We start from the raw sequence: 24,822 nt of genomic DNA on the forward strand, positions 1-24,822 counted from the left end.
AATATTTTTAGAAAAAAAAAGAATGGAGTGGAAATGTTGGAAAAATCATTAGGTACTGAATCAGTTAAACGTGGAATGGCGCAAATGCAAAAAGGTGGCGTTATCATGGATGTAGTAAATGCGGAACAAGCAAAAATAGCAGAAGCTTCTGGTGCTGTTGCAGTTATGGCGTTAGAGCGAGTTCCATCTGATATTCGGGCAGCTGGTGGTGTGGCAAGAATGGCGGACCCACGAATTGTTGAAGAGGTCATGAATGCTGTTTCTATCCCCGTTATGGCAAAAGCACGTATTGGACATATTACAGAGGCAAGGGTTTTAGAAGCAATGGGTGTGGATTACATCGATGAAAGTGAAGTTCTAACACCGGCTGATGAAGAATTTCATCTGCTAAAAAGCGAATATACCGTTCCCTTTGTATGTGGATGTCGTGATTTAGGTGAAGCGGCACGACGTATCGGAGAAGGAGCTTCCATGTTACGAACCAAAGGAGAGCCTGGTACTGGAAACATTGTGGAAGCAGTTCGTCATATACGTAAAGTAAATGCACAGGTGCGTAAGGTAACTCGTATGAATGATGACGAGCTAATGACGGAAGCAAAAAATCTTGGTGCACCATTTGAAGTATTAAAACAAATTAAATCAGAAGGAAGCCTTCCTGTAGTGAATTTTGCTGCGGGTGGTGTGGCAACTCCCGCTGATGCAGCATTGATGATGGAATTAGGTGCCGATGGAGTTTTCGTTGGTTCAGGTGTATTCAAATCGGAAAACCCAGAGAAATTTGCTAATGCGATTGTTCAAGCAACTACTTACTACAATGACTACGATCTAATCGGAAATCTTTCTAAAGAACTCGGTTCAGCTATGAAGGGAATTGAAATATCCAACCTAAAAAATGAAGAAAGAATGCAAAATCGCGGTTGGTAGACGGATAGCTAGATAGGGTGTGTAGAATCTTATTGAATGGAAGGTAGAGAACAAATGGATAAAAGCAAAGTAACCATAGGGGTTCTAGGACTACAAGGAGCTATCAATGAACACCTCCAACAAATAGAAAGCCTAGGACTGAAAGGAATCATAGTTAAAAGAGCAGATCAGTTATCAGACATCGATGGACTGATCTTACCCGGTGGGGAAAGTACGACAATGCGAAAACTCATTGATCACTATGGATTTCTTGAGCCATTAAAGGAATTCTCAAACAGTAGGAAACCAATTCTTGGAACCTGTGCTGGAATGGTACTAGTAGCAAAAGACATTAGCGGAACGACGGATAGCCATCTCCATTTAATGGATATTGTTGTAAAGCGAAATGCATTTGGAAGACAAAAAGAAAGTTTTGAAGCAGAATTAAATGTTAAAGGCTTGAACCACCCATTTCGAGCTGTATTTATTCGTGCACCATATATTGAATCTGTAAGCGATCAAGTAGAGGTATTAGCACAATATAATGGAAAAATAGTTGCAGCAAAGCAAAACAACATACTTGTTAGCTCTTTTCATCCGGAATTAACTAAGGATACACGGTTCTTAGAACTCTTTCTCCAAATAGTGAATGAACAACAAGCAGTATAGTACTATAAAAAGTCACCTTCCTGAAAATCAAGAAGGTGACTTTTAATGATTACTCCTTATAATGGTTCCTGGTATTCCTATTTTTGTCAATTATGTCTATATACATGTTACTTATTTTTTAGCAGGCTTATAATTTTTATGATTTACAACCGTCTTAATTGGTTCTCCAGTTTCCGGGTGCTCACCTACTTGGATAATAACTGAATTATCTCTTACCAGTAATACCTTGCCCTGTTTTCCTTTTTGTTCTCCCTTAACAACCTTAATGGTTTCTCCTTCACTAGCTTTTGTAACAGCCTTTGTTTCACTTGCTGTCTTTTCATTCGATGCCATATTGTTTCCTCCTTTTATCAAGGCTCTTCTTATTTTAGTAAGAAATTTAAAAATCATTCATAGAAGCCCTAATCTCATCCATTCATTTTATAAATATATTTTATATGCATTATCTAATTTATCATAAAATTACCTATACCTCATTTATAAAACACTGCTTGTAGTAAAAAAGTCTAGTATGTATAGAAAAAAAATTTTTAAAGTATATCAAATGGTACATTCACGTTTTCTGTTCAATAAAAAAATCCAATGTACGACAGTTAAGCGTACCTTGGATTTTATTGGCCTGGCGGCGTCCTACTCTCGCAGGGGTTAACCCCAACTACCATCGGCGCTGGAAAGCTTAACTACTGTGTTCGGCATGGGAACAGGTGTGACCTCTCCGCCATCGCTACCAGACAAGATTTAACTAATTTACAAAATCAGCGACAATCATTATTATAGTTATTTGTAGAGTTAAAGTCAAGAGTTTTTTAACTTTATACCTCAAAAACTAAATAAGAGTTAATCTCCGACATCCTTTAAGAAGTTAGTTAAGTCCTCGATCGATTAGTATTCGTCAGCTCCACATGTCACCACGCTTCCACTTCGAACCTATCTACCTCATAGTCCCTGAGGGATCTTACTCACTTAGAAGTGATGGGAAGTCTCATCTTGAGGGGGGCTTCATGCTTAGATGCTTTCAGCACTTATCCTTACCATACGTAGCTACCCAGCTATGCTCCTGGCGGAACAACTGGTACACCAGCGGTATGTCCATCCCGGTCCTCTCGTACTAAGGACAGCTCCTCTCAAACTTCCGGCGCCCACGACGGATAGGGACCGAACTGTCTCACGACGTTCTGAACCCAGCTCGCGTACCGCTTTAATGGGCGAACAGCCCAACCCTTGGGACCGACTACAGCCCCAGGATGCGATGAGCCGACATCGAGGTGCCAAACCTCCCCGTCGATGTGAACTCTTGGGGGAGATAAGCCTGTTATCCCCGGGGTAGCTTTTATCCGTTGAGCGATGGCCCTTCCATGCGGAACCACCGGATCACTAAGCCCGACTTTCGTCCCTGCTCGACTTGTAGGTCTCGCAGTCAAGCTCCCTTCTGCCTTTACACTCTGCGAATGATTTCCAACCATTCTGAGGGAACCTTTGGGCGCCTCCGTTACCTTTTGGGAGGCGACCGCCCCAGTCAAACTGCCCGCCTGACACTGTCTCCGAACCGGATCACGGTCCTGGGTTAGAAGGTCCATACAGCCAGGGTGGTATCCCACGGATGCCTCCACGTAAGCTGGCGCTCACGCTTCTGAGGCTCCCACCTATCCTGTACAAGCTGCACAGACATTCAATATCAGGCTACAGTAAAGCTCCACGGGGTCTTTCCGTCCTGTCGCGGGTAATGCGCATCTTCACGCATAGTATAATTTCACCGGGTCTCTCGTTGAGACAGTGCCCAAGTCGTTGCACCTTTCGTGCGGGTCGGAACTTACCCGACAAGGAATTTCGCTACCTTAGGACCGTTATAGTTACGGCCGCCGTTTACTGGGGCTTCGGTTCTAAGCTTCGGACCAAAGGTCCTAACTCTTCCCCTTAACCTTCCAGCACCGGGCAGGTGTCAGCCCCTATACTTCGCCTTTCGGCTTCGCAGAGACCTGTGTTTTTGCTAAACAGTCGCTTGGGCCTATTCACTGCGGCTCTATCTCTATAGAGCACCCCTTCTCCCTAAGTTACGGGGTCATTTTGCCGAGTTCCTTAACGAGAGTTCTCCCGCTCACCTTAGGATTCTCTCCTCGCCTACCTGTGTCGGTTTGCGGTACGGGCACCTGTGATCTGGCTAGAGGCTTTTCTCGGCAGTGTGAAATCCGGAACTTCGGCTATAGTTGCCTCCCCATCACAGCTTGAAATGGCCAGACGGATTTGCCTATCTGACTTTCTCACTGCTTGGGCGCACACGTCCATCGGTGCGCATTCCTTATCCTACTGCGTCCCCCCATCACTCATAACGATCACGAGGTGGTACAGGAATATCTGCCTGTTGTCCATCGCCTACGCCTTTCGGCCTCGGCTTAGGTCCCGACTAACCCTGAGAGGACGAGCCTTCCTCAGGAAACCTTAGGCATTCGGTGAAAGAGATTCTCACTCTTTTTTCGCTACTCATACCGGCATTCTCACTTCTAAGCGCTCCACCAGTCCTCACGGTCTGACTTCACAGCACTTAGAACGCTCTCCTACCATTGTCTAAAAGACAATCCACAGCTTCGGTGATACGTTTAGCCCCGGTACATTTTCGGCGCAGAGTCACTCGACCAGTGAGCTATTACGCACTCTTTAAATGATGGCTGCTTCTAAGCCAACATCCTGGTTGTCTAAGCAACTCCACATCCTTTTCCACTTAACGTATACTTTGGGACCTTAGCTGGTGGTCTGGGCTGTTTCCCTTTCGACTATGAACCTTATCACCCATAGTCTGACTCCCAAGTCTAAGTAGCTGGCATTCGGAGTTTGACTGAATTCGGTAACCCGATGAGGGCCCCTAGTCCAATCAGTGCTCTACCTCCAGTACTCTTTCCTTGAGGCTAGCCCTAAAGCTATTTCGGAGAGAACCAGCTATCTCCGTGTTCGATTGGCATTTCACCCCTACCCACACCTCATCCCCGCATTTTTCAACATACGTGGGTTCGGGCCTCCTGTCAGTGTTACCTGACCTTCACCCTGGACATGGGTAGATCACACGGTTTCGGGTCTACGACCGCATACTCATTCGCCCTGTTTAGACTCGCTTTCGCTGCGGCTTCGTGTCTTCCACTTAACCTTGCATACGATCGTAACTCGCCGGTCCATTCTACAAAAGGTACGCCGTCACGCGTAAATGCGCTTCGACTACTTGTAGGCACACGGTTTCAGGTACTCTTTCACTCCCCTTCCGGGGTACTTTTCACCTTTCCCTCACGGTACTGGTTCACTATCGGTCACTAGGGAGTATTTAGCCTTGGGAGATGGTCCTCCCGGATTCCGACGGAATTCCACGTGTTCCGCCGTACTCAGGATACACTCCGGAGAGAATTCTCTTTTGACTACAGGGCTGTTACCCTCTTTGGCTCATCTTTCCAGATGGATTCGTCTAAAGAATTCCTTTGTAACTCCATGTGGAGTGTCCTACAACCCCAGAGAGCAAGCTCTCTGGTTTGGGCTGTTTCCGTTTCGCTCGCCGCTACTTGGGAAATCGCATTTGCTTTCTCTTCCTCTGGGTACTGAGATGTTTCAGTTCCCCAGGTATGCCTCTTGTGCCCTATGTATTCAGACACAAGTCCTGTTCCATTACGAACAGTGGGTTTCCCCATTCGGAAATCTCCGGATCAAAGCTTACTTACAGCTCCCCGAAGCATATCGGTGTTAGTCCCGTCCTTCATCAGCTCCTAGTGCCAAGGCATCCACCGTGCGCCCTTATTCACTTAACTAATTTACAATGAATAAGCGTTGTATCGCTTTAATTTGATGTCTTGATTACTCTTATTTAGTTTTCAAGGTACAAAATTGAAAGAGATTTACTCTCTCAAAACTGAACCAAACAACTCAGTATGATTTATCCAAATAAATATTTAGATATTCCGTAATAATCTAGCTTCAGCTCCTGTAATCAGTCGCTTACGCCTTTTATCTTCCTTAGAAAGGAGGTGATCCAGCCGCACCTTCCGATACGGCTACCTTGTTACGACTTCACCCCAATCATTGGTCCCACCTTCGGCGGCTGGCTCCAAAAGGTTACCTCACCGACTTCGGGTGTTACCAACTCTCGTGGTGTGACGGGCGGTGTGTACAAGACCCGGGAACGTATTCACCGCGGCATGCTGATCCGCGATTACTAGCGATTCCGGCTTCATGTAGGCGAGTTGCAGCCTACAATCCGAACTGAGAATGGTTTTATGGGATTTGCTTGACCTCACGGTTTCGCTTCCCTTTGTACCATCCATTGTAGCACGTGTGTAGCCCAGGTCATAAGGGGCATGATGATTTGACGTCATCCCCACCTTCCTCCGGTTTGTCACCGGCAGTCACCTTAGAGTGCCCAACTGAATGCTGGCAACTAAGATCAAGGGTTGCGCTCGTTGCGGGACTTAACCCAACATCTCACGACACGAGCTGACGACAACCATGCACCACCTGTCACTCTGTCCCCGAAGGGAAAATCCTATCTCTAGGAGTGTCAGAGGATGTCAAGACCTGGTAAGGTTCTTCGCGTTGCTTCGAATTAAACCACATGCTCCACCGCTTGTGCGGGTCCCCGTCAATTCTTTTGAGTTTCAGCCTTGCGGCCGTACTCCCCAGGCGGAGTGCTTAATGCGTTAACTTCAGCACTAAAGGGCGGAAACCCTCTAACACCTAGCACTCATCGTTTACGGCGTGGACTACCAGGGTATCTAATCCTGTTCGCTACCCACGCTTTCGCTCCTCAGCGTCAGTTACAGACCAGAGAGTCGCCTTCGCCACTGGTGTTCCTCCACATCTCTACGCATTTCACCGCTACACGTGGAATTCCACTCTCCTCTTCTGTACTCAAGTCCTCCAGTTTCCAATGACCGCTCACGGTTAAGCCGCAAGATTTCACATCAGACTTAAAAGACCGCCTGCGAGCGCTTTACGCCCAATAAATCCGGACAACGCTTGCCACCTACGTATTACCGCGGCTGCTGGCACGTAGTTAGCCGTGGCTTTCTGGTTAGGTACCGTCAAGGTATGATCAGTTACTATCATACTTGTTCTTCCCTAACAACAGAGTTTTACGATCCGAAAACCTTCTTCACTCACGCGGCGTTGCTCCGTCAGACTTTCGTCCATTGCGGAAGATTCCCTACTGCTGCCTCCCGTAGGAGTCTGGGCCGTGTCTCAGTCCCAGTGTGGCCGATCACCCTCTCAGGTCGGCTACGCATCGTCGCCTTGGTGAGCCTTTACCTCACCAACTAACTAATGCGCCGCGGGCCCATCTGTAAGTGACAGCCGAAGCCGTCTTTCAAACTCTCCATCATGCGATGAAAAGTATTATCCGGTATTAGCTCACGTTTCCGCAAGTTATCCCAATCTTACAGGCAGGTTGCCCACGTGTTACTCACCCGTCCGCCGCTCGTTCCACTAACGTCACCCCCGAAGGGGATCAGTTAGCTTCCCGCGCTCGACTTGCATGTATTAGGCACGCCGCCAGCGTTCGTCCTGAGCCAAGATCAAACTCTCCAAAAAAGTTTGTATAGAATTAACACCAATTAATTCTATGTCTTAGCTATAGTTAAAAGAAAAACGAGTTCCTTTTAATATCTTAACATACTGGTTGTTTTGTTCAGTTTTCAAAGAGCAAATTTTATTTACCACTTGTTAAAAGCAACTTTACTAAGTTATCATATCACAACATCTTTGTCAATATTTTATTGAAGTTTTGCGATAGATTTATATATTACCATTTCTCAATAACGAAGTCAATAACTTTTTTATTGAGTGGGCCTGAGTGGACTCGAACCACCGACCTCACGCTTATCAGGCGTGCGCTCTAACCGGCTGAGCTACAGGCCCTTAGTAAAAAATGGAGCGGGTGAAGGGAATCGAACCCTCGACATCAGCTTGGAAGGCTGAGGTTTTACCACTAAACTACACCCGCTTAGTAATAAATGATTTTGTTTTTGATAATTTCACGACCAACATGCCCCTGTATCTTCTAGCATACTCAGGATGTTTCATGCTTCGGGGCAACTCGTAGCTTATTCGGTGGAAGTAACGCTCGTGGCTGAGGTTTTACCACTAAACTACACCTGCGTGAAAAAATAACAAATCACTATATTATATAAAATATAAAGAGTATGGCGCGCCCGAGAGGAGTCGAACCCCTAACCTTCTGATCCGTAGTCAGACGCTCTATCCAATTGAGCTACGGGCGCTTATGGTGCCGAGGACCGGAATCGAACCGGTACGGTAGTTACCTACCGCAGGATTTTAAGTCCTGTGCGTCTGCCAGTTCCGCCACCCCGGCACATAGTCTGGAGCGGAAGACGGGATTCGAACCCGCGACCCCCACCTTGGCAAGGTGGTGTTCTACCACTGAACTACTTCCGCATAATAAATTGTTTGATAATAAATGGTGCGGGTGAAGGGAGTCGAACCCCCACATCCGAAGATACTAGATCCTAAGTCTAGCGCGTCTGCCAATTCCGCCACACCCGCATAAATGGTGAGCCATGAAGGACTCGAACCTTCGACCCTCTGATTAAAAGTCAGATGCTCTACCGCCTGAGCTAATGGCTCCTAATATTTTACTCATCTCTTTTAAAGAGAAAAGGCATTATGTGACCCCTGCATCTACTAGCATATCCAAAGATGTATAGTGCTTCGGGGTTACTCGTAGATTATTCGGTAGATGTATTGCTCGTTGCTCTACCGCCTGAGCTAATGGCTCGTACATTTTATAGAAATGGTGCCGGCCAGAGGACTTGAACCCCCAACCTACTGATTACAAGTCAGTTGCTCTACCAATTGAGCTAGGCCGGCAGATTATATTTTAGATAATATTGTAAGAAGACCTCTACTTCGATTTCGCTCATCGTGTTGCAAGTTCAATCAGTGAAGTTGCATCCCTCGCAAGCCTGCACATAGCAGTTTCTCGAAGAAGTAAGCGGCTTGCTCTACCAATAACATATATGGTGGAGGGGGGCAGATTCGAACTGCCGAACCCTGAGGGAGCGGATTTACAGTCCGCCGCGTTTAGCCACTTCGCTACCCCTCCAAAATAAATGGTGGCTCGGGACGGAATCGAACCGCCGACACACGGATTTTCAGTCCGTTGCTCTACCGACTGAGCTACCGAGCCATAGTTGATTAAATAAAAATTATAGTTTCATATAATATAAATTTCAGATGGCGGTCCGGACGGGACTCGAACCCGCGACCTCCTGCGTGACAGGCAGGCATTCTAACCAGCTGAACTACCGGACCATTATTTGGTTGCGGGGGCAGGATTTGAACCTACGACCTTCGGGTTATGAGCCCGACGAGCTACCAGACTGCTCCACCCCGCGGTATGAAAAATACTAAATTTGTTAATTCTATTTTTTTATTGCAATTAACTATGGGGATTGCTCGTCGTGTTGCAAGGTTATTCGGTGAAGTTGCACTCCTCGCAAGCCTGCACCTAGTAGCATAATCGACGATGTGAGCGGCTTGCTCCACCCCGCGATGTGAGATATATGGTGGAGGATACAGGACTTGAACCTGTGACCCCCTGCTTGTAAGGCAGGTGCTCTCCCAGCTGAGCTAATCCTCCAACGTTAGTGATGACCCGTACGGGATTCGAACCCGTGTTACCGCCGTGAAAGGGCGGTGTCTTAACCACTTGACCAACGGGCCTATAATGGCGGAGAGCGAGGGATTCGAACCCTCGATACCGCGGTAGCGGTATACACGATTTCCAATCGTGCTCCTTCGGCCAGCTCGGACAGCTCTCCATTGGCTCCACAGGTAGGATTCGAACCTACGACCGATCGGTTAACAGCCGATTGCTCTACCACTGAGCTACTGTGGAATAATCTAATAAAATGTGAATAATATTGCCTGGCGGCGTCCTACTCTCGCAGAGGTTAACCCCAACTACCATCGGCGCTGGAGAGCTTAACTACTGTGTTCGGCATGGGAACAGGTGTGACCTCTCCGCCATTACTACCAGACAAGATTTAACTAATTTACAAAATCAGCGACAATCATTATTATAATTATTTATAGAGTTAAAGTCAAGAGTTTTTTAACTTTATACCTCAAAAACTAAATAAGAGTGAATCATTGACATCTTTTAAGAAGTTAGTTAAGTCCTCGATCGATTAGTATTCGTCAGCTCCACGTGTCACCACGCTTCCACCTCGAACCTATCTACCTCATAGTCCCTGAGGGATCTTACTCACTTAGAAGTGATGGGAAGTCTCATCTTGAGGGGGGCTTCATGCTTAGATGCTTTCAGCACTTATCCTTACCATACGTAGCTACCCAGCTATGCTCCTGGCGGAACAACTGGTACACCAGCGGTATGTCCATCCCGGTCCTCTCGTACTAAGGACAGCTCCTCTCAAACTTCCGGGCGCCCACGACGGATAGGGACCGAACTGTCTCACGACGTTCTGAACCCAGCTCGCGTACCGCTTTAATGGGCGAACAGCCCAACCCTTGGGACCGACTACAGCCCCAGGATGCGATGAGCCGACATCGAGGTGCCAAACCTCCCCGTCGATGTGAACTCTTGGGGGAGATAAGCCTGTTATCCCCGGGGTAGCTTTTATCCGTTGAGCGATGGCCCTTCCATGCGGAACCACCGGATCACTAAGCCCGACTTTCGTCCCTGCTCGACTTGTAGGTCTCGCAGTCAAGCTCCCTTCTGCCTTTACACTCTGCGAATGATTTCCAACCATTCTGAGGGAACCTTTGGGCGCCTCCGTTACCTTTTGGGAGGCGACCGCCCCAGTCAAACTGCCCGCCTGACACTGTCTCCGAACCGGATCACGGTCCTGGGTTAGAAGGTCCATACAGCCAGGGTGGTATCCCACGGATGCCTCCACGTAAGCTGGCGCTCACGCTTCTGAGGCTCCCACCTATCCTGTACAAGCTGCACAGACATTCAATATCAGGCTACAGTAAAGCTCCACGGGGTCTTTCCGTCCTGTCGCGGGTAATGCGCATCTTCACGCATAGTATAATTTCACCGGGTCTCTCGTTGAGACAGTGCCCAAGTCGTTGCACCTTTCGTGCGGGTCGGAACTTACCCGACAAGGAATTTCGCTACCTTAGGACCGTTATAGTTACGGCCGCCGTTTACTGGGGCTTCGGTTCTAAGCTTCGGACCAAAGGTCCTAACTCTTCCCCTTAACCTTCCAGCACCGGGCAGGTGTCAGCCCCTATACTTCGCCTTTCGGCTTCGCAGAGACCTGTGTTTTTGCTAAACAGTCGCTTGGGCCTATTCACTGCGGCTCTATCTCTATAGAGCACCCCTTCTCCCTAAGTTACGGGGTCATTTTGCCGAGTTCCTTAACGAGAGTTCTCCCGCTCACCTTAGGATTCTCTCCTCGCCTACCTGTGTCGGTTTGCGGTACGGGCACCTGTGATCTGGCTAGAGGCTTTTCTCGGCAGTGTGAAATCCGGAACTTCGGCTATAGTTGCCTCCCCATCACAGCTTGAAATGGCCAGACGGATTTGCCTATCTGACTTTCTCACTGCTTGGGCGCACACGTCCATCGGTGCGCATTCCTTATCCTACTGCGTCCCCCCATCACTCATAACGATCACGAGGTGGTACAGGAATATCTGCCTGTTGTCCATCGCCTACGCCTTTCGGCCTCGGCTTAGGTCCCGACTAACCCTGAGAGGACGAGCCTTCCTCAGGAAACCTTAGGCATTCGGTGAAAGAGATTCTCACTCTTTTTTCGCTACTCATACCGGCATTCTCACTTCTAAGCGCTCCACCAGTCCTCACGGTCTGACTTCACAGCACTTAGAACGCTCTCCTACCATTGTCTAAAAGACAATCCACAGCTTCGGTGATACGTTTAGCCCCGGTACATTTTCGGCGCAGAGTCACTCGACCAGTGAGCTATTACGCACTCTTTAAATGATGGCTGCTTCTAAGCCAACATCCTGGTTGTCTAAGCAACTCCACATCCTTTTCCACTTAACGTATACTTTGGGACCTTAGCTGGTGGTCTGGGCTGTTTCCCTTTCGACTATGAACCTTATCACCCATAGTCTGACTCCCAAGTCTAAGTAGCTGGCATTCGGAGTTTGACTGAATTCGGTAACCCGATGAGGGCCCCTAGTCCAATCAGTGCTCTACCTCCAGTACTCAAATCTTTGAGGCTAGCCCTAAAGCTATTTCGGAGAGAACCAGCTATCTCCGTGTTCGATTGGCATTTCACCCCTACCCACACCTCATCCCCGCATTTTTCAACATACGTGGGTTCGGGCCTCCTGTCAGTGTTACCTGACCTTCACCCTGGACATGGGTAGATCACACGGTTTCGGGTCTACGACCGCATACTCATTCGCCCTGTTTAGACTCGCTTTCGCTGCGGCTTCGTGTCTTCCACTTAACCTTGCATACGATCGTAACTCGCCGGTCCATTCTACAAAAGGTACGCCGTCACGCGTAAATGCGCTTCGACTACTTGTAGGCACACGGTTTCAGGTACTCTTTCACTCCCCTTCCGGGGTACTTTTCACCTTTCCCTCACGGTACTGGTTCACTATCGGTCACTAGGGAGTATTTAGCCTTGGGAGATGGTCCTCCCGGATTCCGACGGAATTCCACGTGTTCCGCCGTACTCAGGATACACTCCGGAGAGAATTCTCTTTTGACTACAGGGCTGTTACCCTCTTTGGCTCATCTTTCCAGATGGATTCGTCTAAAGAATTCCTTTGTAACTCCATGTGGAGTGTCCTACAACCCCAGAGAGCAAGCTCTCTGGTTTGGGCTGTTTCCGTTTCGCTCGCCGCTACTTGGGAAATCGCATTTGCTTTCTCTTCCTCTGGGTACTGAGANCCGGTGAAGTTGCACTCCTCGCAAGCCTGCACCTAGTAGCATAATCGACGATGTGAGCGGCTTGCTCCACCCCGCGATGTGAAATATATGGTGGAGGATACAGGACTTGAACCTGTGACCCCCTGCTTGTAAGGCAGGTGCTCTCCCAGCTGAGCTAATCCTCCATTGTTAGTGGTGACCCGTACGGGATTCGAACCCGTGTTACCGCCGTGAAAGGGCGGTGTCTTAACCGCTTGACCAACGGGCCATTCGACTCATTTCGCCAACGAAGAATAATATATCACAAAAATAAAAACATTGTCAACAAAAAAAGAAATTAAATTAATTGGACATGTTCTGTTGATGTCTTTCAACAGCAAAATTTATATTAAAGCAACTACAACTAAATGTCAATAGGAAAACGAATTAACTTTAGCTACTCTTACACTTAGTATACTTAGCAATTTTCCTTGGTTTCCCTTACAAATAAAACAAATCCACACACACCCGACAAATTATTCTTCCCCACCATCACCCGAATCTTCATCTTCTACAGTGTCACCTTCCTCTGAATCTAATGGAACATCATCTAAATCAAGCCAGGACAGCATCTCCCCTACTACTGTATTAACCTTTTCATTAACTATTTTATCTCCGTACTTTTTCTTAGCTAACTGTATGTTTTTCAGTACATCATCTCTATAATTAATAATTGGGTCATCACTTTCAAGATTATTAAATAAATCTAATATTTCATCCAAAGCTTTATCAAAACGTTTGCTTTCTATCTCAGTAGCTTTCATCGAATCACCTCATAAAGATATATTACTCATTCCTTCTCCATTATAAATATGACCATAATCAAAAAGATTTAGACCTACACATACAATAGAACTCAGTGGTCCAAATTTAAAGATAATACTTAAAACCTTTATTAATATTAATTAAAATACAGAAAGAAGGAGAAAAATGTTAGATAAAGATAACAATCTTAAGAATAAAAAATTATTGATACTTGCTGTTGCATTAGGGTCTATTCTAAACCCATTGAACACAACCATGATTACTATAGCCCTTCCTGAGATTCAGCACCAATTTGGATTAAACTCTAAAAGTATTTCATGGTTAATTGCTTCTTATTTTATTGTTAGTGCCATTTTCTTACCTCTAATTGGAAAATTCAGTGACTACTATGGTAGGAAGAAAATATTTTTAATCGGCCTTTCCTTTGTTGCCATTTCGTCATTATTTGCTCCGTTATCACCAAATTTCCTGATTCTATTAGGTATGCGTACCATCCAAGCAATCGGAACCTCTGCCTTGTATCCCGCCGGCATTGGCATTGTTCGTAATAATATTAAAGAAAATCAAAATCGAGTAATCGGAACTTTGGCCGTATTCGCAACAACATCTGCTGCATTCGGTCCAACAATTAGTGGATTATTAATTCAGTATGGCGGATGGCCTGTAATCTTTTATGTCAACTTTCCAGTTATTATTCTATCTGGAGTATTAGCATTCTTTTATATACCAAATGATTACAAGAAAAAAGATACCGTATTCCATTTAGACGTAGTAGGAGTTGTATTATTCGGCTCCTTTATTTCATGTTGGATGATATTCTTTCTATCATTAGAAGAGCGTTTTTATGTTGGAATACTCCTTTTATCCATTCTTTTAACCATTTTGTTTTATTTATATGAAAGCAAAGGAAAGGCCCCATTTATTAATGTTAATTTTTTAATTAATAATGCGAACATCTCGCTAACTTATATTCAATACATTTTAGCAACTCTTGTCTTTTTTGCACTGCTGCTAACCATGCCAATATATTTGCAAAAAGTATTACAGATAAATTCACAACTTGCAGGTCTCATGATGTTGTCCATTTCTTTCTTTTCTATGATCATGACACCACTGACAACTCGTTGGATAGAAAAAATAGGATACCGGTTACCATTAATTATCGGAGCATTTATAGGATTAATCGGAACCGTTTTATTACTTACTACAAAACAATCATCCCCCCTTATTTGGATTTTTATTGTCATGTCAATCATGGGGATTAGTAATGGGATACAAAACATTGGACTACAAAACCGACTTTATTCTTTTGTTCGTCCATCTGAAAGTGGAATTGCTTCGGGGCTTCTCATGACATCTAGATTTTTAGGGAATATTCTTGCATCTAGCTTATATGGAGTAACATTTGCTAATGGAATAAACGATGAAGGTAAAAACTCCTTAAGCATCGTTCTATTATTCGTTTCCATCGTTATTATTCCGGGATTATTCTTCATAACGAAACGTTCATTCCCCAACATGCAGCAATTTGAATGATATTACAGGAGACTGGGACGTAAAGTGTTTTTTAATGTAAAGCCCGATCATAACTAGTGCGAAAACACTTTAGTTATTTCCCAGCCTCTATTCTAGATTATGTTATAAACCTCCAACAACACACCGCAAAGAACAGGACAATAAAAATCCAAACGACATTGGAGATGCTACCAATCCTTAATAAATCTCTTTCCGTAAAGTATTTATAGGAATAAGCTATTAAATGAACTGGTGATTGTGTAATCAATAAAAATCCTGGAACACCTATTAAAAATACAGACATGGTAACCATGAATGGAGATAAATCAGATAGTGACTCCCCCATTGTAATTGCTAGTGGCAAAACTATCGTTAGAAAACCGAGTACATTTACAAAAATAACTCGTAATAAAGCAATGATTATGAGTAAAATAAATAGTACCATAATAGAAGAATCATTCATGTTTATACCGTTCATTAGAAACTCAGCAATCATATCAATTGTTCCCGTTTTAATTAACATTTGAGAAATCATAATGGTGGCTGCAAAGAATAACATCATATCCCAATCAACGGACTCCCGAGCCTTTCCCCATTTCCAGACTCCTATTAGAGGAGTAAAAGTTAATGCTGCCCCTAAAAGCCCAATTAACGGAATAGATAGTTGATGAATTGGTTGAGTAGCCCATAATGTAATGGTTAAACCAATGATAAACATTATTTTTATTTCAGATATACTTATTTTCCCTAACTCATTAATACGTTCCTCTATTAATTTTATAATGAAATGACGATTAATATTTTCAGGTGGATAGACGAACAGAAATAATAACCATAGTATTATGGTAAATAAGATAATTGGTGGGGCAAAGTAAAAAATCCAGGTGAGATAATTCAAATCAGTCGATAACTCCCCAAGAATCCCAAATGTATAAATAGTAGAGCTAGCTCCAGTTGCTACAAACGATCCGGATATGGCCGATAAGTAGCAAACACCAATAAATAATGCCTTTCCTAAGTTTTCAACATTCATCATTTTATTCAAACTTTGCAAGAGACGGTCAAATACAGAAACCACTAGACTCGCTTTTCCCACATTCGATGGAATCATCATAGATAAAACAAACATTAAAAAATATGAAATAAAAATTAGCCCCTTGCCCGACCCTTTTGATAGTTTTAGCATATGTAGTGATACTCTACTGGCTAGTCCTGTATTAATAAAAGCGTGCGAAATAAAAAAAGTAGAAAACATTAACCAAACAATTTCTGAAGCAACATAAGATAAAGTTTCTTTATAACTAAAAAAATGAAAAGACAATAACAACATTAATATAATCGAACTATGGGCAAGCGGAAAAATCCTTCCTATCCATAAAATCTGAATAATAACTAATGTAACTATCGCTTTAACTTTAATATCTGCTTCGAAAAGAAAATCAGGTAGAAATAATAGATATAAAATAAGTACTATTGTAATAAGGGTTTTGTTTTTCAATATTCATTACTCCTTTAAATGGAAAGGAAACACCATTTTTAGAAAACTAGGCATTTGCCAAGCTTTTGAGCAAATGCCTTCGTTGCACCTAGTAGTAGGAAAGTTTAATACGTTCCTACCTGCCATAGAAAAAAGAAGCCACCATAATAGGTGACTTTTCTTTTACGGATATATTATTACGAACCAATTTCTTCTTTATTTTGTACGTATTTTCCTGCCGATGTACCAGCAAGTTTTCCGAACACTGCACCAGACATTAATCCAGATCCACCTGGGTAATTGCCATAGAAAATGCCACCAATCATTTCCCCTGCAGCAAAAAGACCTTTAATTGGATTGCCATCCCCATCTAGTACTCTTCCTTCTTTATCTGTGTGGACTCCACCAAAAGAGAAAGTAATCCCACATGTTACAGGAAATGCATAAAACGGGGCTTCATCGATTTTCACAGCCCAGTTAGTTTTCGGTGGAGTAATTCCTTCTGTATGTTTTCCATCTTTAATAGAAGGATTAAACTCCCCATCTTGGATTGCATTATTGTATTCTTTAATAGTATTTAGGAATTGCTCTTTTTCTACAGATAATTTATCTGCTAATTCTTCTATGGAATCCGCTTGAACACATGTAGCTTCTTCTAAGTTGTATTCTTCTCTCAGTAATGGTCTAGTATTAGCATCATATATTTGATATGCTACATGATCCTTTTGTTTAAGTATTTCTTTTCCATATTTCGCATAGGTATAGTTTCTAAAATCAGCACCTTCATCAACAAACCGCTTTCCCTCTTTATTCAGCATGATGCTTAATGGATAAGAGTGCTTTTTAAAGATGTCCCCTGGTTTATTAAAGTCTCCAACCTCTGGTACATGATAATCTGTCCCAATAGAATGACATCCAGACCATTCTCCATATTTTTGAGCTCCAACAGCTAGGGCCATCTCTATCCCGTCACCTGTATTGAATTCGGTTCCACGTACTCTTGCTTCTGCCCACTCTTCACCAATATATTTCTTACGCATTTCTTTATTAGCCTCAAAGCTTCCATTGGCAAGTACGACACTTGAACAATTGATTTTAACCATTTCTCGTTCCTGTTCCACAATAACACCAGTGATTTTCTCTTCCTCCCTCACTAGTTCTATCGCTCTAGTATCATAAACGATATCAATCCCAAGTTCATTTAGTCGTTGGAATAAATACCCCATAAGCCCAATGCCTTTATTTTTTGTCTTAAGTGGCAATCCACCCCAAAATTCTCGCTTTCCATCTTTCACGAAGGATTGGTTTCCTTTATTTAACTCAAACTCTACACCTTGCTCTCTCATCCAAAAAATCGTCTCTAGTGATTTTCCTACCAATTGACTTGCTAATTCAGGGTCACTTTTTCCTTCCGTAACTCGCATCATATCATCATAAAAATCTTCTGTGTCATAATCAGGCATTATCGTATTTTCTGCCTCGTTATCCGTAATTTCTGGAATAACCTTCCTGATGTTTTCAAAATGTCCATAAGCTACTCGGATCGCTCCATCAGTAAAGTAAGAGTTACCACCGCTTTTTTCCTTTGGTGCACGTTCAACTACAAGTACATTGGCACCTTGTAATTTCGCCGCAATTGCTGAACACAAGGCAGCATTACCCGCCCCAACCACTACTGTATCATAGCTTGAATCAACTAAATTATTGCTCATCTTCTAATCTCCCTTTTCATTTTTTATACTGCATCTTCCATATCTTCATCTTGTTTTTTACTCATTCTTCTTTTTTGTATCGCACTCATGATAAGTGGATAACATAGGGAAAGGATAGTTAATACGACCAAGCTAATAGCCACTGGTGATCCAAAAAACACTCCCAAACTTCCATCTGAGGACAACACCGCCATTCTAAAGTTCTGTTCCATATCTGCTCCGACTATTACAGCTAAAACTAACGGGGCCAGTGGAAAATCCATTATTTTTAACACCAAGCCAACAAGCCCAAAAATGAGAAGAATATAGAAATCAATGGTGCTGTAACCAAGCGTATATGTTCCAATGAAACCTAATAATAGAATAATGGGATATAATACTTTAGCTGGTGTGTCTAAGATTTTAACCAGAAATCCTACCAATGCAATATTAATGATAACTAGAACAATATTTCCTATGAACATACTATTAACAAATGTCCAAACTAATCCAGGATCGCTTTCAAACAACATCGGACCAGGTCTAATACCTAACATAATTAATGCACCAAGCATGACCGCCGTTGTACCTGACCCAGGAATCCCCATCGTTAATAAAGGGATCATAGCTCCAACCGAAGCTGCATTGTTTGAAGACTCCGGAGCCGCCAACCCTTCAACAGCTCCTTCACCAAATTCCTTTGGTTTTTTCGAAAGTTGTTTTTCTGTTGAATAACTTATCATTGAAGCAATCGATCCCCCGGCGCCTGGCAATACCCCTACTATAAATCCAATTGGGCCCTGCCGGAGAATAGGCCATTTTGAACGTTTCCACTGTTCTTTAGAAAACCATAACTTTCCAATCTTCTTCTTTTCTTTTTTCTCCTTATCGATGGTTAGGAAGTTATACAACACCTCTCCTATTGCATAAACCCCAATGATTACGATAAGAAAATCAATTCCCTCACTTAGATGAGGTATATCAAGGGTAAAACGGTATATTCCACTCTGTGTATCAATACCTATCGTACTGATAAGGAGTCCTATAAGCATTGCAATAAAACCCTTAACCATTCTCCCTAATGACAAAGAAACAATTGCTGATAACGTAAGTAACATTAATAAAAAATATTCTGCAGGACCGAACTTCAAAGCAAAGTTTGCTAAAGGTTTGGCAAGTAAAATAAAACCAAATACTGCTATTATTCCACCAATAAAAGAAGCAACTGCAGATATCGCCATAGCTTGTCCAGCTTGGCCCTTTTTAGCCATTGGGTACCCATCAAAGGTAGCTGCTATAGCAGAACCATCCCCCGGTGTATTTAGTAGGATAGAACTTCGAGATCCACCATACATGGCCCCATAGTAAATTGCTGCCATCAAAATTAGTGCACTAACTGGGTCCATTCCAAATGTAATCGGGATTAACACGGCGACCGCAGTAGCTGGACCAAGCCCTGGCAACATCCCTACAATCGTCCCTAAAAATCCACCAAGAATAATCCATATAATATTCATCGGCTGCATGGCCGTTAACAATCCTTCTGTAAATGCTTCCATTCCTTATCACCTCCTATGGTAAACTGACACCAAGTAATTCACTAAAGGAATACCATGAAGCATATGAAAATACTAAAGTAACGATAATATTCACTTTCCACTTTTTCACTCCATTGATTACAAAGAGTAGTGCTCCAAGAAATAAGATTGTTGAGAATAGAAATCCAATTCTATCAAAAATAACGGTATATCCTAGCCCTAACACAATTGTCCATGCAACTAATTTAAGAACTCTACCAGAAAATAGCTGTCTTATTTTCTCATTATCGTTACCTAAGTGTTTTAGTTCTTGGAAGAAATAGATGATACCAAAAATCAATAATAGAATACTGATTCCCATCGGAAAGTAAATTGGTCCATTGGGATTACCTAAATTCGCTTTAGGTAGATTAATTGTTCCAATTAAAAAAACGATACTTATGATAATCAAAAAGATTGGAACACCCATTTTAAAAACCTTCACCGTAACACGCTCCTTTCTCTTTGTAAGATTCAGTAATTAATTCACAAGTCCTGAATCGTTTACTAATTCCTGATACAATCCATGTTGCTCATCAAGAAAGGCCTTTGTTTCTTCACTATTTTTATAAAACTCTTCCCAGTCGTTATTTTCAAGTACTTGTTGCCACTCTTCAGATTTAACCATTTCACTTAACTTTTCATCCCAATAGGCAATTTCTTCTTCACTCATATCCTTAGGACCCATAATCCCTCTCCAGTGTGGAAATTCCATATCAATCCCTTGTTCTTTATAGGTTGGTACATCTGGTAAATCTTCTAATCTTTCTGCTGAAGAAATAGCTAAGATTCGGACTTTGCCAGCTAAATGTTGTTCTTTTACCTCAGATAAGGATGTGGTAACAACATCAACATGATTTCCCATAAGTGCAGTCACTACATCACCACCACCTTCATAAACGAGGAAATCCACTTGTTTTGGATCCACACCATTTTCGCGTACCGCCTGAACAAAGGACAAGTGATCATCATTACCAAGAGCAGGACCAACCCCTACTTTGATGGACTTTGGATCTTCTTTAAATTGTTTCATTAGGTCTTCTAACGTTTCATACTCTGAATCAACCGGTACTGCGAGTGATTGCCACTCCGTTGCTAGAGTCGCTAATGGTGTAAAGTCGTTATAGGTTAGTTCACTTGTTCCTAGAAGATTATTTGTTAGTAATAAACTTGAGTTAACTGCTAGATAATGGGCATCTTTGGACTGTAGATATTGCCAACCAACTTCACCACCACCACCAGGTTTATTAATTACATTTATGTTCGCATTCACTAACTCATTATCGGATAATATCTTTTGAACCGAACGAGCAGTTAAATCCCATCCACCACCAGGGGATGCAGGCGCAATAATTTCAATGTTTTCCGAGGGAAACTCATCTCCCCCTGATGTAGAATTAGAACATGCTGCAAGGACTAGTCCCAAAAACAATAGTACAAATAAAAGCCTCTTCATAAATAACCCCACCTCTTCTGTAGTAATTTTATAATTTTCTAAATCAATTGTATTTACATAATACTGTTATCTCCTTCCGCTGTAAACGTTTTCAAAATATTGTTTTTTAAAAACTTTAAAAATGTTTTGTTCATAAAGTTCACAGTAATTTAAAGCTATTTTTAGCCGTGAATCATTTTTATCGCAGGTTAAGGGGCAGTAATACACTCACCTCAAAAATGGAGGAAAAACGTATCCTTTTAGATGGTGGATGAAAGAATGCCCCCACTGATTGAATATTCACTTTATGTAATCATCTATCTCGTACCAAAAGAAAAAGGGATATACAGATGTGTATAGCCCCTACTCTCCCCTATATATTTGTTTTTCGCTCTTGTAAATAATATCTTCGTTCCGGTCGACCGACAATTCCATAGACGCTTTCTGCTTTTAGATAACCTGTCCCAACAAGGTATTCTAGATAACGTCTTGCTGTTGTTCGGGAGGCCCCCATTTTTTCTCCTACTTTTTCAGAGGTCATCCCATTTGGAAAAGATTGTAATAAATCCATTACCTTACGCAAAGTGACAGAATCTATCCCTGATGGGAGGTTTCCCTGAGAAATCTTCGTTTGATTCATCCCAAAAATGGACTCTAATAGGTTTTGATTAACCTCTTTTGCTTCCTGAAACAACTGTTTCTTCTTTTTATATTGATCCATTGTTTGATTGAATTTTTGTAAATCAACTGGTTTTATTAGATAATGAAAAACGCCATATCCTAGCGACTTTTCTAAAAATTCCTTATCCGTAGATGCCGTAATCATAATAATATCTAACCCCGGATGGTATTCCCTTATTTCCCACAATAATTCCGTACCTAACCTATCCGGCATATAAATATCCAATAATAATAAATCAACTGATTGTTTATTTAATAAATCAAGTGTTTCAACCGCATTTATTGCACTCCCAATAACACACATTCCTTCTATCTTTTCTATGTATGCTTCATGTATTTTTGCAACCCGGAAATCATCTTCAGCTATAGCAACTCTAATCATTGATTTTCATCTCCTTAAAAGAAGTTTGCTAGATTCAATTCTTTGGTAGGAAAACAGTAAATCGCGTTCCCTTCTTAGATGTATCAAATTCAATGAATCCTCCAAGTTGATCCAGTTCATACTTCACATTTGCTAAACCATACCCTCTATTTCCCCCCTTCTCGGAAGAACCTTTTTCAAATAAATCTGGCAAAAACTCTTCCTTAATTCCTTGTCCATTATCGGAAACTTCAAGTATAATGTCATTTCCAATATCAGTGGTAAAGAATGTTACTTTTCCTTCCACAGAATCAGAAACTGCTTCAAAGGCATTATCTATTAAATTACTAATAATAATGAGCAATGGAACTAGCTCAAACTTACTTGGTAGCTTCTCTAATGATGAATTAGAATCAATGATAAAGTCCAACTTATTCTCAGAGGCCTTTGCCAGTTTTCCTAATAAAATAGCCTGAACTTTCTCATCTTGAATGTGATTAAAAATTATATCGGAATTTATTTCTTGTATTTTGGTAATTTCCTGAATAAAATCCATAGCATCTTTATGTTTACCAAGTTGTAGTAGACCCAACAACACATATAATTTATTAGTAAATTCATGTGTCTGCGCTCGTAATTCTTCCGAGTATTGTTTTACTTCAGAGATAGTATTAATCATATTTTTAACCTCCGTCTTATCTCGGAAACTAGCAACCTTACCTATTCGATTTTTTCCATCTAGAACAGGCATCGTATTAACAATAATAGTTTTTCCATTATATTGAATTTCTACATCATTCATTTGATTAGGGGACAAAATGATATCAGTAATTTTAGTGGTATTAAACAATTCCCTTAAAGGTGCACCTTTTTCTTTCCCTTTTATACCAAGTATCTGTTTAGCAGAACTGTTTATCATCGTAATATGTCCGGTTGAATCTACTGCAATAATACCCTCCTTAATAGATTGTAGGATTGCATTTTTCTTTTTATATAGAGAAGTTATTTCGAAAGGCTCTAACCCCAATGTATCTTTTCGAATACTCCTGGTAAGCATTACTCCACCTAGTATCCCAATAAGCAATACACCGATGGATACAATTATAATAGTTTCTATATCGGAAATTGTCCTTTTTACAATTTCATCTACTTCAAATACAACTGCCACAGCACCTTCTATTTTCCTATAGGATTCATACTGCACAGAAATAGGTGCTATTCCTAGTAAGTAATCTTCATTTTTGATACGTACCGTTTTCACATATGCACTACCGAAAACTAGCGCCTGATAAGAAAGTCTTTTCTCCATCAATTCATTTGATATATAATCATCAATATTGGAATACACAAGTTCATTCGTATTTTCTAGTAGTACACCAGTTGCACCAGTCTCTCCCGTTACTTGATTAAAGATATGCTTTTCCTCATTATCTATACCAGAGGAAGCCGCTTCTTGTATATTGGGCATATAGGATAACGTTCTAGCTGCTTGGAGCGCACTATTTTCTGCATCATTTATTTCTTCCCAGTATTCCATCGTGATATATGTAATCGTTAACAAAGTTACAATTAGCAAAATCAGAAAAATAATCAAACCTAAAACTTTAACATGTAAACGAACATTCGTAAGATACCTCATGTTATCCTCCAGAAAAATAGGAATTATCCGACTTCAGTTAAATTAAAAATTTAGTTATTATAGTATAACACTTTTCGACATGATTCAGAAAGTGACAGGAATCAATGATAAACGGTATACTAGAAAATAGAGTATTATTTTGAAAGGAGTATGGTAAATAATGAGATATAAGGGGTACATTGGTACATATACGAAAAGAGAAAGTCAAGGAATTTATTCGTTTGAATTAGATACCGACAAAAAACAAATTGTCAATGTAAATGTTGCCGCGAAAATTGGTAGTCCTACTTATTTAAATATAACAAGCGATAAGAAATTCCTATATTCTGTAGCAAAAGAAAATGATAATGGCGGGGTTGCTGCCTACTCTATTAATCAAGAAAACGGAAAGTTAACCTTTCTAAACCAACAATTAGTTTCAGGACCAAACCCTTGCCATGTGAATACGGATAAAAAGCATCACTATTTATTCAGTACGAACTATCATAAGGGAACAGTTGATTCCTATCTGTTAAATTCGGACGGAACAATAAGCCCAGCCTCATCAACCATTCAACATACTGGAAGTGGTCCAGACCCAAGACAGGAGAAAGCTCATGTCCATTTTGCCGGCATGACACCTGACGAAAAATATTTGGCCGCTATCGATTTAGGCAGCGATATTCTAGTAACTTACGCAGTTAATGAGGATGGCAAGTTAACTGAAATACATCGATTAGAAGTTCCCGCTGGTAGTGGCCCAAGACACCTGACATTCCATCCAAAGCGTAAAGACATTGCTTACTTAGTTACAGAATTTAGTGGTGAAGTATTTGTATTAAGTTATAATAGTACGAACGGAAAATTCTCCATCCTTCAAAAAGTAAAGACTGTTCCTGAAGACTTTACAGAAAATAACCAAGGGAGTGCCATCCATATTTCATCAGATGGAAAGTTTGTCTATGCGGGAAATCGTGGACATAATAGTATTGCTGTTTTTCAAGTAGATGAACAGTCAAATAACCTAAACTTAGTGGAAATTACACCTACAGAAGGAAATTGGCCAAGGGACTTTACATTAGACCCATCTGAAAACTATATTATTGCATCAAACCAAGAATCAGATAACCTAACCCTATTCTCACGAGACACTGAAACAGGAAAACTAACACTAATACAAAAAGATATTTATGCACCCGAACCAGTTTGCATTAAATTCCTATAAGGTGCCTGTCA

At 41.8% G+C, this 24,822-nt stretch carries 14 protein-coding genes, 18 tRNA genes and 5 rRNA genes; 5 read left to right on the plus strand and 32 right to left on the minus strand.

Going from position 1 to position 24,822, the window contains the following annotated elements; all coding sequences use genetic code 11:
- Positions 1 to 33: 33 nt before the first annotated feature.
- Together pdxS and pdxT are read left to right on the plus strand one after the other, a co-directional pair.
- Positions 34 to 924: a pyridoxal 5'-phosphate synthase lyase subunit PdxS gene (pdxS, locus tag CAO17_RS13400; RefSeq protein WP_085993214.1), complete on the plus strand. Its 891-nt coding sequence runs from the start codon at positions 34 to 36 to the stop codon at positions 922 to 924.
- A gap of 36 nt (positions 925 to 960) precedes the next feature.
- Positions 961 to 1,572: a pyridoxal 5'-phosphate synthase glutaminase subunit PdxT gene (gene pdxT / locus CAO17_RS13405; protein WP_281252937.1), complete on the plus strand. Its 612-nt coding sequence runs from the start codon at positions 961 to 963 to the stop codon at positions 1,570 to 1,572.
- A 111-nt stretch (positions 1,573 to 1,683) separates the two neighbouring features.
- Here pdxT and CAO17_RS13410 read toward each other — a convergent pair whose 3' ends face one another.
- The 16 genes from CAO17_RS13410 to CAO17_RS13485 form a co-directional block, all read right to left on the minus strand.
- The gene (locus tag CAO17_RS13410; protein WP_085993215.1) at positions 1,684 to 1,905 is read right to left on the minus strand and encodes a DUF2187 family protein; all 222 of its coding nucleotides are present in this window, start codon (positions 1,903 to 1,905) and stop codon (positions 1,684 to 1,686) included.
- Between the two features lie 284 nt (positions 1,906 to 2,189).
- Positions 2,190 to 2,304, minus strand: a 5S ribosomal RNA gene (gene rrf / locus CAO17_RS13415).
- Between the two features lie 130 nt (positions 2,305 to 2,434).
- Positions 2,435 to 5,354 (minus strand): 23S ribosomal RNA (locus tag CAO17_RS13420).
- A 209-nt stretch (positions 5,355 to 5,563) separates the two neighbouring features.
- Positions 5,564 to 7,128: ribosomal RNA gene (locus tag CAO17_RS13425) — 16S ribosomal RNA — on the minus strand.
- The 16S, 23S and 5S rRNA genes sit together here with 12 tRNA genes alongside, the layout of an rRNA operon.
- Positions 7,129 to 7,381: 253 nt before the next feature.
- A tRNA-Ile gene (locus CAO17_RS13430) sits at positions 7,382 to 7,455 on the minus strand.
- Between the two features lie 11 nt (positions 7,456 to 7,466).
- Positions 7,467 to 7,540, minus strand: a tRNA-Gly gene (locus CAO17_RS13435).
- A gap of 200 nt (positions 7,541 to 7,740) precedes the next feature.
- Positions 7,741 to 7,817, minus strand: a tRNA-Arg gene (locus CAO17_RS13440).
- Between the two features lie 3 nt (positions 7,818 to 7,820).
- Positions 7,821 to 7,909: transfer RNA gene (locus CAO17_RS13445), tRNA-Leu, on the minus strand.
- Positions 7,910 to 7,917: 8 nt separating this feature from the next.
- A tRNA-Gly gene (locus CAO17_RS13450) sits at positions 7,918 to 7,992 on the minus strand.
- Between the two features lie 23 nt (positions 7,993 to 8,015).
- Positions 8,016 to 8,100 (minus strand) — tRNA-Leu (locus CAO17_RS13455).
- Positions 8,101 to 8,105: 5 nt separating this feature from the next.
- Positions 8,106 to 8,181 (minus strand) — tRNA-Lys (locus CAO17_RS13460).
- Positions 8,182 to 8,348: 167 nt separating this feature from the next.
- Positions 8,349 to 8,424, minus strand: a tRNA-Thr gene (locus CAO17_RS13465).
- Positions 8,425 to 8,574: 150 nt separating this feature from the next.
- Positions 8,575 to 8,659 (minus strand) — tRNA-Tyr (locus tag CAO17_RS13470).
- An 8-nt stretch (positions 8,660 to 8,667) separates the two neighbouring features.
- Positions 8,668 to 8,743: transfer RNA gene (locus tag CAO17_RS13475), tRNA-Phe, on the minus strand.
- A gap of 48 nt (positions 8,744 to 8,791) precedes the next feature.
- A tRNA-Asp gene (locus CAO17_RS13480) sits at positions 8,792 to 8,868 on the minus strand.
- A gap of 6 nt (positions 8,869 to 8,874) precedes the next feature.
- Positions 8,875 to 8,951, minus strand: a tRNA-Met gene (locus CAO17_RS13485).
- A 2-nt stretch (positions 8,952 to 8,953) separates the two neighbouring features.
- On the opposite strand from CAO17_RS13485, the gene CAO17_RS21925 reads away from it, so the two are divergent.
- Positions 8,954 to 9,076, plus strand: coding sequence for a hypothetical protein (locus tag CAO17_RS21925; protein ID WP_281252936.1), 123 nt, complete (start codon positions 8,954 to 8,956; stop codon positions 9,074 to 9,076).
- A 44-nt stretch (positions 9,077 to 9,120) separates the two neighbouring features.
- Here CAO17_RS21925 and CAO17_RS13490 read toward each other — a convergent pair.
- From CAO17_RS13490 to CAO17_RS13530, 9 genes are all read right to left on the minus strand, one after another.
- Positions 9,121 to 9,196 (minus strand) — tRNA-Val (locus CAO17_RS13490).
- Between the two features lie 11 nt (positions 9,197 to 9,207).
- Positions 9,208 to 9,279, minus strand: a tRNA-Glu gene (locus CAO17_RS13495).
- A 5-nt stretch (positions 9,280 to 9,284) separates the two neighbouring features.
- Positions 9,285 to 9,377 (minus strand) — tRNA-Ser (locus CAO17_RS13500).
- 2 nt (positions 9,378 to 9,379) lie between these two features.
- Positions 9,380 to 9,454 (minus strand) — tRNA-Asn (locus CAO17_RS13505).
- A 27-nt stretch (positions 9,455 to 9,481) separates the two neighbouring features.
- Positions 9,482 to 9,596: ribosomal RNA gene (gene rrf, locus CAO17_RS13510) — 5S ribosomal RNA — on the minus strand.
- A gap of 130 nt (positions 9,597 to 9,726) precedes the next feature.
- A 23S ribosomal RNA gene (locus CAO17_RS13515) occupies positions 9,727 to 12,519 on the minus strand.
- 17 nt (positions 12,520 to 12,536) lie between these two features.
- Positions 12,537 to 12,612: transfer RNA gene (locus CAO17_RS13520), tRNA-Val, on the minus strand.
- An 8-nt stretch (positions 12,613 to 12,620) separates the two neighbouring features.
- Positions 12,621 to 12,695 (minus strand) — tRNA-Glu (locus CAO17_RS13525).
- 247 nt (positions 12,696 to 12,942) lie between these two features.
- On the minus strand, positions 12,943 to 13,230 hold the full coding sequence (locus CAO17_RS13530) for a hypothetical protein (RefSeq protein ID WP_085993216.1): 288 nt from the start codon (positions 13,228 to 13,230) through the stop codon (positions 12,943 to 12,945).
- A 166-nt stretch (positions 13,231 to 13,396) separates the two neighbouring features.
- On the opposite strand from CAO17_RS13530, the gene CAO17_RS13535 reads away from it, so the two are divergent.
- A complete protein-coding gene (locus CAO17_RS13535) occupies positions 13,397 to 14,767 on the plus strand; it encodes an MFS transporter (RefSeq protein WP_085993217.1) in 1,371 nt (456 codons plus the stop codon).
- 97 nt (positions 14,768 to 14,864) lie between these two features.
- Here the strand turns inward: CAO17_RS13535 and CAO17_RS13540 are convergent, their stop codons facing one another.
- The 7 genes from CAO17_RS13540 to CAO17_RS13570 form a co-directional block, all read right to left on the minus strand.
- On the minus strand, positions 14,865 to 16,244 hold the full coding sequence (locus tag CAO17_RS13540; RefSeq protein ID WP_085993218.1) for an SLC13 family permease: 1,380 nt from the start codon (positions 16,242 to 16,244) through the stop codon (positions 14,865 to 14,867).
- Positions 16,245 to 16,420: 176 nt separating this feature from the next.
- The gene (gene tcuA, locus CAO17_RS13545) at positions 16,421 to 17,935 is read right to left on the minus strand and encodes an FAD-dependent tricarballylate dehydrogenase TcuA (RefSeq protein WP_085993219.1); all 1,515 of its coding nucleotides are present in this window, start codon (positions 17,933 to 17,935) and stop codon (positions 16,421 to 16,423) included.
- A 23-nt stretch (positions 17,936 to 17,958) separates the two neighbouring features.
- Positions 17,959 to 19,473 carry a tripartite tricarboxylate transporter permease gene (locus tag CAO17_RS13550; protein ID WP_085993220.1) on the minus strand — a complete coding sequence of 505 codons (1,515 nt, stop codon included), beginning with the start codon at positions 19,471 to 19,473 and terminating at the stop codon, positions 17,959 to 17,961.
- 13 nt (positions 19,474 to 19,486) lie between these two features.
- Positions 19,487 to 19,936, minus strand: a complete 450-nt coding sequence (locus CAO17_RS13555) for a tripartite tricarboxylate transporter TctB family protein (RefSeq protein WP_085993221.1) — start codon at positions 19,934 to 19,936, stop codon at positions 19,487 to 19,489.
- A gap of 36 nt (positions 19,937 to 19,972) precedes the next feature.
- The gene (locus CAO17_RS13560) at positions 19,973 to 20,947 is read right to left on the minus strand and encodes a tripartite tricarboxylate transporter substrate binding protein (RefSeq protein ID WP_085993222.1); all 975 of its coding nucleotides are present in this window, start codon (positions 20,945 to 20,947) and stop codon (positions 19,973 to 19,975) included.
- 352 nt (positions 20,948 to 21,299) lie between these two features.
- Positions 21,300 to 21,989, minus strand: a complete 690-nt coding sequence (locus tag CAO17_RS13565) for a response regulator (protein WP_085993223.1) — start codon at positions 21,987 to 21,989, stop codon at positions 21,300 to 21,302.
- 34 nt (positions 21,990 to 22,023) lie between these two features.
- Entirely contained in the window at positions 22,024 to 23,607 is a 1,584-nt protein-coding gene (locus CAO17_RS13570; protein WP_085993224.1) for an ATP-binding protein, read from the minus strand.
- A gap of 160 nt (positions 23,608 to 23,767) precedes the next feature.
- On the opposite strand from CAO17_RS13570, the gene CAO17_RS13575 reads away from it, so the two are divergent.
- Entirely contained in the window at positions 23,768 to 24,811 is a 1,044-nt protein-coding gene (locus CAO17_RS13575) for a lactonase family protein (RefSeq protein ID WP_085993225.1), read from the plus strand.
- Positions 24,812 to 24,822 lie beyond the last annotated feature (11 nt).

It is taken from the genome of Oceanobacillus senegalensis (assembly GCF_900176885.1).
In the GTDB taxonomy this organism is placed as follows: Bacteria; Bacillota; Bacilli; order Bacillales; family Amphibacillaceae; genus Oceanobacillus; species Oceanobacillus senegalensis.